The organism is Chloroflexota bacterium (assembly GCA_034717495.1).
In the GTDB taxonomy this organism is placed as follows: domain Bacteria; phylum Chloroflexota; class Anaerolineae; order JAAEKA01; family JAAEKA01; genus JAYELL01.
This window is the reverse complement of record JAYELL010000030.1, coordinates 9,152-17,038: the sequence shown is the minus strand read 5'-3', so window position 1 is coordinate 17,038 and position 7,887 is coordinate 9,152. Positions and strand designations below refer to the sequence as shown.

General features: G+C 58.0%; 7 protein-coding genes and 1 other annotated feature. All 7 genes read left to right on the top strand.

Annotation, left to right across the window (positions count from 1 at the left end; all coding sequences use genetic code 11):
* The first annotated feature begins 197 nt into the window (after positions 1 to 197).
* Positions 198 to 640, top strand: a binding site (T-box leader).
* Between the two features lie 67 nt (positions 641 to 707).
* The 7 genes from trpE (at position 708) to U9R25_05835 (ending at position 7,757) form a co-directional block, all read left to right on the top strand.
* Complete coding sequence (trpE, locus tag U9R25_05865; GenBank protein ID MEA3335417.1) at positions 708 to 2,207, top strand: anthranilate synthase component I; 1,500 nt, start codon at positions 708 to 710, stop codon at positions 2,205 to 2,207.
* 20 nt (positions 2,208 to 2,227) lie between these two features.
* On the top strand, positions 2,228 to 3,280 hold the full coding sequence (gene trpS, locus U9R25_05860; GenBank protein ID MEA3335416.1) for a tryptophan--tRNA ligase: 1,053 nt from the start codon (positions 2,228 to 2,230) through the stop codon (positions 3,278 to 3,280).
* 184 nt (positions 3,281 to 3,464) lie between these two features.
* Positions 3,465 to 4,058, top strand: coding sequence for an aminodeoxychorismate/anthranilate synthase component II (locus tag U9R25_05855; GenBank protein ID MEA3335415.1), 594 nt, complete (start codon positions 3,465 to 3,467; stop codon positions 4,056 to 4,058).
* A 248-nt stretch (positions 4,059 to 4,306) separates the two neighbouring features.
* Positions 4,307 to 5,329 (top strand): anthranilate phosphoribosyltransferase, encoded by a 1,023-nt coding sequence (gene trpD, locus U9R25_05850; GenBank protein MEA3335414.1) that lies wholly within the window; start codon positions 4,307 to 4,309, stop codon positions 5,327 to 5,329.
* A 41-nt stretch (positions 5,330 to 5,370) separates the two neighbouring features.
* Positions 5,371 to 6,255 carry an indole-3-glycerol phosphate synthase TrpC gene (gene trpC, locus U9R25_05845; protein MEA3335413.1) on the top strand — a complete coding sequence of 295 codons (885 nt, stop codon included), beginning with the start codon at positions 5,371 to 5,373 and terminating at the stop codon, positions 6,253 to 6,255.
* A gap of 85 nt (positions 6,256 to 6,340) precedes the next feature.
* Positions 6,341 to 7,066 (top strand): DUF554 domain-containing protein, encoded by a 726-nt coding sequence (locus U9R25_05840; protein ID MEA3335412.1) that lies wholly within the window; start codon positions 6,341 to 6,343, stop codon positions 7,064 to 7,066.
* A gap of 19 nt (positions 7,067 to 7,085) precedes the next feature.
* Positions 7,086 to 7,757, top strand: a complete 672-nt coding sequence (locus U9R25_05835; protein MEA3335411.1) for a phosphoribosylanthranilate isomerase — start codon at positions 7,086 to 7,088, stop codon at positions 7,755 to 7,757.
* Positions 7,758 to 7,887: the final 130 nt, after the last annotated feature.

Genomic DNA, 7,887 nt, shown 5'->3' with positions numbered 1-7,887 from the left:
ACCTGTTTCCCTGTCTACCTGTTTCCCTGTCTACCTGTTTCCCTGTCTACCTGTTTCCCTGTCTACCTGTTTCCCTGTCTACCTGTTTCCCTGTCTACCTGTTTCCCTGTCTACCTGTTTCCCTGTCCCTTGTCTACTTTTTCGGTTTGACACCTGCACGCAAATATGGCATAATCGCCCGCACAATCGAAAATGCCATAAAGACCAGGAACCGGAAGAGTAGTTGCCGAAGCGGGTTCCAGAGAGCCGGTGGATGCTGGAAAACCGGTAACAACGCAGGCAACGAATGGGCCGGGGAGTCGGGCCGTGAACCATGGATCGAATTGTCAAGAATCACAGTTAACAATTGACCATTGACAAGTGACAATTGACCATTTAGTAGCTGGCTCCGGAGACGCCACCGTTATCAGGGCGCTGGAGATCGGTTTTCCAGAAGGTCAGAAGTCAGAGATGCAGAGCGGTGGCGATTAGAAGCCATCCTTTCCGACACTCTGATGATCTGACACTCCGACACTCGGAACAACCCGTCTCCGCAGAGTGAGGCTGGCACATAGTTGCCCCTGCGTCTCACCGCAGGGCTTTTCTTTTCCAGCCTAACCAGGGTGGCACCGCGAGAACTTTGACGCCTCTCGTCCCTGAAACGCATGACAATGCGCGGGATGAGAGGCGTTTTCTTTGTTTTTGATAACCGACAGGGAGGCAGGACCTTGTACAAACCCACACTTGATCAAGTTCGTTCCCTGGCCGATCGGGGCAATCTGGTCCCGATTTACCGGGAGTTGCCGGCCGACCTGGAAACACCCGTCTCTGTCTATTTGAAACTTCGGGACGGTGGCACTTCCTTTCTGCTGGAGTCGGTGGAGAAAGGAGAGCAGTTGGGCCGGTATTCCTTCATCGGCGTACAGGCGCCCATGTCGCTGACCGCCCGGGGAAACCAGGTGATTGTCACAGGTGCCGGTGGCGCTGTGCTGGAACAGCATACCTTTGACGATCCGCTGGACGCGATTGCTCAGGTCCTGGCCAGCCGGACACCGATTACCCTGCCTGGTTTGCCCCGTTTCATCGGAGGCGCGGTGGGATATCTGGGATACGACTGGGTGCGATTCGTGGAAGAACTGCCGGAGACTGCCAGCGAGGACCTGGGACTGCCGGACTACATTTTCCTGCTGGCGGACAACCTGGTCATCTTTGACCATGTGCGCCACCGGTTGATCGTGCTGGCCAACTGCCGGCTGGAGGGCGATCTTACCGCCGCCTACGCCGATGCAATCGCACGAATCGATCAGATCGTGGCCCGATTGCGCCGGCCGCTGGAGGTACCTGAAACGCCCAACGTGCTCAGCGATGCACAGTGGCAGAGCAACTTCACTCAGAAACAGTTCGAGGATATGGTGCGGGAGGCAAAGGACTATATTGCAGCCGGCGATATCTTTCAGGTGGTACTCAGCCAACGCCTGGAGCGGCGCACGGAGGCCGACCCTTTTACGATCTACCGGGCCCTGAGAATGACCAATCCCAGTCCCTACATGTATTTCCTGGAACTGCCCGGTGACGGAACTGACGGGAAAGCGATCCGCGTCATCGGATCCAGTCCCGAGATGCATGTACGCCTGGAGGACGGGCGGGCCCAACTCCACCCCATCGCCGGCACCCGGTGGCGGGGTGAGACCCCGGAGGAAGATGCCCAGCTTGCCGAGGAACTGCTGGATGATCCCAAGGAACGCGCCGAGCATGTCATGCTTGTCGACCTGGGACGCAACGATCTGGGGCGTGTCTGCAAATACAACACGATCCATGTCCCCATCCTGATGGCAATCGAGCGCTACAGCCACGTGATGCACATCGTCAGCGACGTCCAGGGCGAGATCAGGCCCGAGTACGATGCCTTTGACCTGCTGCGGGCCACCTTTCCGGCCGGCACTGTCAGCGGAGCACCCAAGATACGAGCCATGGAGATCATCGAGGAACTGGAGGGCACTCGTCGCGGACCTTATGCCGGCTGTGTTGGCTACATCGGCTACGACGGCGCCATGGACACCTGTATCACCCTGAGGACGATTGTGATGCAGGGTAAGACCTGTTACCTGCAGGCCGGTGGCGGCAATGTCGCCGACAGCGATCCCACCTACGAATGGAATGAAACATTGAACAAGGCCCGCGCCTTGACCCTGGCCGTAGAGATAGCCGAACGGGGCCTGGTTGAATAGAAACCGGAGGAGACTGAACCATGAGTAAAAAACGGATTTTGACCGGCGATCGCCCCACAGGCGAGCTGCATCTCGGCCACTTCGTCGGCAGTCACCGGCATCGCCTGGCGCTGCAGGACCAGTATGACTGCTACTTTCTGATCGCCGATTTGCACATGCTGACCACCAAAAATACCAAGGAAGATGTCCTCAAGATCGCCGACAACGCCCGGTCGATCGTGCTGGATCAACTGGCCATTGGCATTGATCCCGACAAGGTCACCTTCTACCTGCAGTCGGCTGTCCACGAGATCTACGAGTTGCAGCTGCTTCTCGGTAGCCTGATCACCGTCGAGCGCCTGCAGCAGTTGCCGACCATCAAGGATATGGCTCAGGCAGCCGGACTCGAGCAGGTACCCTACAGCTTGCTGGGCTACCCGGTCCTTCAGGCCGCTGATATCCTGATGCCAAAGGCGCACCTGGTGCCCGTGGGAAAGGATAACGAGAGCCACGTGGAGTTGGCCCGCCAGATCGCCCGGCGCTTCAACAATCGCTACGATGAGGTCTTCCCGCTGCCCGATGCCTATGTCGTCGGCGGCACACTGGTTGGCACAGATGGCCAGGCCAAGATGAGCAAAAGCCTGGGCAACGCCATCATGCTTAGCGACGACGCAACGACCGTTCGCAACAAGGTCAAAAGTATGTATACCGATCCCAAGCGCATCCGGGCCGACATCCCTGGTACCGTGGAAGGCAATCCGGTTTTCGACTATCACGACTTCTTCAACCCCGACAAACAAGAGGTAGATGATCTAAAAACCCGCTACCGGGCAGGCCAGGTTGGCGATGTAGAAGTCAAAGAAAAACTGATCGTAGCATTGAACAACTTCCTGGACCCGGTGCGGGAGCGGCGGGCCTATTATCAGGCCCAGACCGGTTATGTCGACGAGTTGCTTTTCGAGGGTACCAAAAAGGCATCTGCCGTCGCCGGGGAGACCCTGCGTGATGTCAAAAAAGCCATGGGATTGGCCGGAGTCCACAATCGCATTCGACGCTCGGCCGAAAAGCGACAGAAGAAGTTGGCGACGCGGTGACACGGTGACACGGGGACACGGGGACGCGGGGACGCGGCGACGACGCCAGCACGCTACGCCAGCAGGCGTGCCGAGAGGCAGCAAGCGGTGCGAGAGCTAGACGGTGCGAGAGCTAGCCAGGTAGAGACACGGAGACAGCATACTGACACTCTGAAATTCTGAAATTCTGAAATCGGAGGCTCCTATGATTGCGTTCATAGATAACTACGATTCATTTACCTATAATCTGGTGCAATTCATCGGCGAGGTCATGCTGGAAGACCGGCTGGGCGATCCCGTCAGCGACTTACAGGTGTGGCGCAATGACCGGGTCACTGTGGAGGAATTGGAGCAACTCAAGCCCAGTCACATCATGATTTCGCCGGGACCGGGTACACCCGAGGCTGACAGCGGTGTCAGCAACGACGTCATTCGTCACTTTCACAAAACCACGCCTCTGCTCGGGGTTTGCCTGGGACAACAATGTATCGGGCATGTCTTCGGCGGGGTAGTAGCGCGCGCGCCGCGGCTGATGCATGGCAAGGTATCGCCGGTTCACCACACCGGTAAAGGGATTTTTTATGGGCTGCCAAGTCCCTTCCAGGCAACCCGCTACCACTCCCTGATCGTTGAAGAACCGCTACCCGATGTGCTGAAACTAACTGCCTTCACCCAGGAGGGAGAGGTGATGGGTCTGCGGCACCGTGACTATCCAACCATCGGTGTTCAGTTCCATCCGGAGAGCATTCTCACCGAACATGGCAAGGACCTGCTGCGGAACTTCCTGGCAGTGTCCTGACCTGGACAAGGGAGAAGGAAACAGGGAAACAAGTAGACAAGGTGACAAGGTGACAAGTAAACAGTTGACGCTTACGAAATCAGGATCGACAAAAAGCCTGTCGAAGGGGGCCACAATTGGCAATTGCCCTCTGCTATCGACAATTGATCATGGACAATTGACTATTGATAATTAGCCGGGATCTACGCATCCAGGGCCGAGAGTTTTAAGGCATCACATCGAGGCTGTCGCCTTCACAGGAGCTTCTAATGATTCAGGCAGCAATTGCCAGACTCGTCGATTTTCAGGATCTGACCGAGGAAGAATCCTACGCAACTATGATGGAAATCATGTCAGGTGAGGCCACCCAGGCCCAGATCGGTGGTTTCCTGATTGCCCTGCGGATGAAGGGTGAGACGGTGCCAGAAATCACCGGTTGCGCCCGGGCAATGCGGGAAAACGCCATTGCCGTCTTTCCGGAACGGGCTACCCGCGACGGCATCGCTCTGACCGATATTGTCGGCACCGGCGGCGATCATTCTGGCACCTTCAATATTTCCACCACTGCGGCATTTGTCGTGGCAGGAGCCGGAGTACCGGTTGCCAAGCACGGCAATCGTTCCGTTACCAGTAAAGCAGGCAGTGCCGATGTGTTGGGTGCGCTCGGGGTTCGCCTGGACATTTCGCCGGAGCAGGTGGCTCGCTGCATCGACGAAGCGGGAATAGGTTTCTGTTACGCCGTCAACCACCATCCGGCCATGCGTCATGCCATCGGTCCTCGCCGCGAGCTGAAAGCCCGCACGGTTTTTAACATTCTGGGGCCATTAACCAACCCGGCCGGCGCCAGCCGGTTGGCCATCGGCGTGTTCAGCCCCGATCTGACTGAACCGCTGGCAGGTGTGATGAAGCGTCTGGCAAGCACGGTCACCTTTGTTGTTCACGGCCATGGCGGGCTGGACGAACTGAGCCTCTCCGGGCCAAATCGCATCACCGAACTGCGCGACGGTGAAATCCGCACCTTCCAGTTGGATGCCCCCGATCTCGGGTTGCCGCGGGCCCAATTGGCCGACCTCAAGGGCGGCGATGCCGACGATAACGCCGAGATCACCCGCCGCATCCTCGCGGGCCAGGAGCTTGGACCGAAACGGGATGCTGTCCTCTTCAACGCCGCCATGGGTCTTTCCCTGGCGGATGGAAATTGGCCTGTCGCACTGGCACAGGCCCGGCGCAGTATCGACAGTGGCGCCGCCATGCAAGCCCTCGAGAAACTGGTCGAGTTGAGCAACGAGTAACGGCGATATTGCTTCAACCCTCCAGGACCGCAGGAGACAAAATGAGCAAAAAGACCTCAAAAAAGAGCCATAGCCATAGCGATCGCCTCAAGCATCAAGGGAAACTGCTCGACACGATCATGGACCACAAGCGCAAGGAATTGCCCAAACAAAAGGCACTGGTGCCTATCACCGACCTGAGAGCGCTTGCCATGACGGTGCCTGAACCGTTGGACTTTGCTGCGGCCCTGCGCCAACCGGGGGTCAGCCTGATTGCCGAGATAAAACGCGCCAGCCCTTCCCGTGGCCTGCTGTGCAAGGATTTTGATCCAAAACAACTGGCCCACACCTACGTCGAGGGAGGCGCGGCGGCCATCTCAGTGCTCACGGATAGCCGGTTCTTTCAGGGCAACCTGGAATATCTGACGGACGCGGCAGAGGTAAGTAAAACGGCAAATCCACGCACGAAAGTCCCCAGTCCAGGCATACCCATTCTGCGCAAGGATTTCATCTTTGATCCCTATCAGATCGTCGAGGCGAGGGTTGCCGGCGCCGACGCGGTATTGCTCATCGTGGCGGTTTTGGGCGACAACGATCTTCGAAAACTGTTGAAAGAGACCCACACCTACGGCATGGCAGCGCTGGTCGAGGCCCATGATGAGGAAGAGGTCGCCCGGGCCCTGGCTGCGGGAGCCCAGATCATCGGTATCAACAACCGGGACCTGAGCACCTTTGAGGTAGACCTGGCAACCACCGAACGCCTTCGCCCACTGGTACCGGAAGAAAAGGTCGTAGTCAGCGAAAGCGGCATCCATTCCCCTGAAGATGTGCGCAGATTGGCAGCCATGGGCATCGATGCCATGTTGGTAGGTGAAAGCCTGGTCGTCACCAGTCCACGGGAGCGACAAAATAAGATTAAGAGCCTGGTGCGAGCAGGAGCGCCGTGATCGAACGGATTGCGCCTGGGTGTCCTAAAAATTCGAATACACGCGTTTCATTTGCCTTCTGCCCATTGGCATCTATAATGCCTTCATGCTCGGTACCCTGATCAACGTTGTCGCTGTTGTCGCAGGCAGTGTCATCGGAATCCTGCTTGGCAACCGTCTGCCGAAAAAAGTCCAGCAGACTGTTCTTGATGGCCTGGGCTTGATGGTGCTTGTCGTCGGAATCAGCATGGCAATCCAGAGCAATAACATCCTCATTCCCATGGTCAGCGTCCTCCTGGGCGGAATCGCCGGAGAACTGTTGCGAATCGAGGATGGCCTGGAAGCCGTGGGGCGCTGGCTGGAGCTGAAGACGGCTGGTATCTTCAGCGAAAGTGGCGAGGGAAGAGTCGTCCGGGGCTTTGTCACTGCCAGCCTGGTCTTCTGTGTCGGACCGCTGGCCATACTGGGCGCTATTCAGGATGGTTTGACCGGTGATTACAACCTGCTTGCCATCAAGTCGATGCTGGATGCCTTCGCCTCACTGGCCTTTGCGGCTGCGCTGGGCCCTGGTGTGATTCTATCGGCACTCTCGGTCGGCATCTATCAAGGGACCATCAGTCTGGCTGCCATGGGCCTTGGGACTGCCATCGGTGACGTTTCCAGGCAAACGCCCTGGGTCGTTGAAATGACCGCGGCCGGCGGTGTCCTGATCATGGGCATCGGGCTGGTGTTGCTGGAACTGAAACGGGTTCGGGTTGGCAACCTGCTGCCGGCGGTCTTCATCGCCCCGTTGATCGTTATCTTGTTGGCTGCCCTGGGAATCGACTTATGAAACATCGACAGATCACGTCATGACAAAGGACGACGGCTTCGCAAGTCCTGTGGTCAAGATCTGTGGCCTGACGAACCTGATGGACGCCCAGGTGGCTGTCGATGCGGGAGCCGACTATCTGGGCTTTATTTTCGTGCAGCGATCACCCCGGCATGTGACACCGTACAACGCCAGGGAAATCGTTGCCCGGCTGGATCGCACCAGAAAGCGGCCCCTCCTGGTCGGCGTCTTTGTCAATGCCACGGAGGAAGAGATTGCCTGGACGCTCAGTACCTGCCAACTGGACCTGGCGCAGCTGCACGGCGAAGAACCGCCCGAAATGTTAACGGCGCTGAGTGGCAGGGCGTTCAAGGCGTTGCGGCCCAGATCGATCGAAAAAGCCCGGCAGCAAGCGGCACGATATGGCAGCTTTGGTCCGGTCGATGGTCCCGACCTGCTGGTGGATGCCTTTCATCCCTCGGTGCACGGCGGCACTGGACATACCGGCGACTGGGATCTGGCCGCGGACCTGTCGCCAACCTGTCGTCTACTCCTGGCCGGTGGCCTTAAAACCTCGAACGTGGCGAGCGCTATCGACCAGGTCCGGCCCTGGGGTGTGGATGTGGCCAGCGGCGTGGAGAAATCTCCTGGCCGCAAGGACCACGCCAGCGTGCGTGGTTTTATCGCAGCGGTGAAGCATGCTGCTGGATGACCGCTTCCAGAAGACCGCAGACGACAGACCGCTGACCGCTTCCAGAAGACGACTTCCAGAAGACCGCAGACGACAGACCGCTGACCGCTTCCAGAAGACGACTTCCAGAAGACCGCAGACGACAGACCGC